At 48.3% G+C, this 1,180-nt stretch carries 1 protein-coding gene; it reads right to left on the minus strand.

The features are described 5' to 3' along the window. Nucleotides 1-57 precede the first annotated feature (57 nt). Nucleotides 58-1,080, minus strand: a complete 1,023-nt coding sequence (locus IV64_RS02450; RefSeq protein ID WP_057705586.1) for an IS30 family transposase — start codon at nt 1,078-1,080, stop codon at nt 58-60. Between the last annotated feature and the right edge of the window lie 100 nt (nt 1,081-1,180).

Genomic DNA, 1,180 nt, shown 5'->3' on the forward strand with positions numbered 1-1,180 from the left:
CCTGAATTGTCAAATCAAGTGCAACACTCACAACCCATTCTTATCAATTGGTCTAGCTTAGTCGAAATCGGGTAATAAGGACATGGCAGTCTGGTAGCCCAGAACCTTGCGGGGACGAGAGTTAAGGATATCCTGGATGGCCTGAACGTTCACAATACTTAGCTCTTTCATGGACTTACCCTTAGGAATGAACTCACGGATTTCACCATTCAGATGCTCGTTACTGCCACGTTCCCAGGGCGAGTACGGATGAGCAAAATAGACATCCGGTCCCTTGACCTGGGAAAGTTTGGAAAACTCAGAACCGTTGTCAAAAAGCACCGTTTTGAAGTGCTCCGGTCCATAGTCGTCAACAATGTTCTGAAGCGTATTAAGGCAGGTATCGGCGTGGTAATTCGGTATCTTGACAATGATGGCATACCGTTTTGCCCGGTCAATAAGGGTCATTAGTGCTGGTTCACTGGCCTCACGCTTGCCCTTAACCAAGTCGCCTTCCCAATGGCCAGCGACCTGACGTTCTTGGGCCTCTACGGGAAGCTCTTCGATGGATTTCCCGAAGTTACGCTTGTTTAGGCGTTTGTGTGAACGATAACCGGATCTAGCGTGTCGCCGCAGCTTCATGGGTAAATCGCCATTCTTTAATTTCAGGACACCCGCGTCGATATAGCGATAGACAGTGGGCACTGAAGGACACCGGTCGTCCGGGTGATTGACCTGATAATAGTGCACAAAGGTATCTACGCTTAAAAGACGTTGGCGTTTTTTGAGCGCTTTAGTTAGCTGTAGGAAGAATTGTGGTGCCTTGTCAAGCCAGCTCTGGGCGTGACAGGCTTCACGGGCTTTATTGTGTAGTAATTGGGCAGACTCAGCCCAATAGACCAGTGTAGGTCGTCGATTAGGGCCTAGCTGGTGAACGCTCCCTCGTCGAATTTCACGACTGATGGTGCTGGGACTTCGGTGCAACATTTGGGCGATCTGATGGCAAGAACGGCCATCAGATCGCCAGTTCATAATAAGAGTCCGTTCGGCAGATTGGAGTTGTTGGTAATGACTAGTCGTGGTACGCTTAGATTGGGTCATGGAGACACTTCTTTCTTAATTCGTCGTTGATTTAAGAATAGGTCTTCATGGCCTTTTTGGTCCAATTATTTAAGTGGTGCACTTGAATTGTAAATCAGGC

The organism is Lactiplantibacillus xiangfangensis (assembly GCF_001438845.1).
Classification (GTDB): Bacteria; Bacillota; Bacilli; order Lactobacillales; family Lactobacillaceae; genus Lactiplantibacillus; species Lactiplantibacillus xiangfangensis.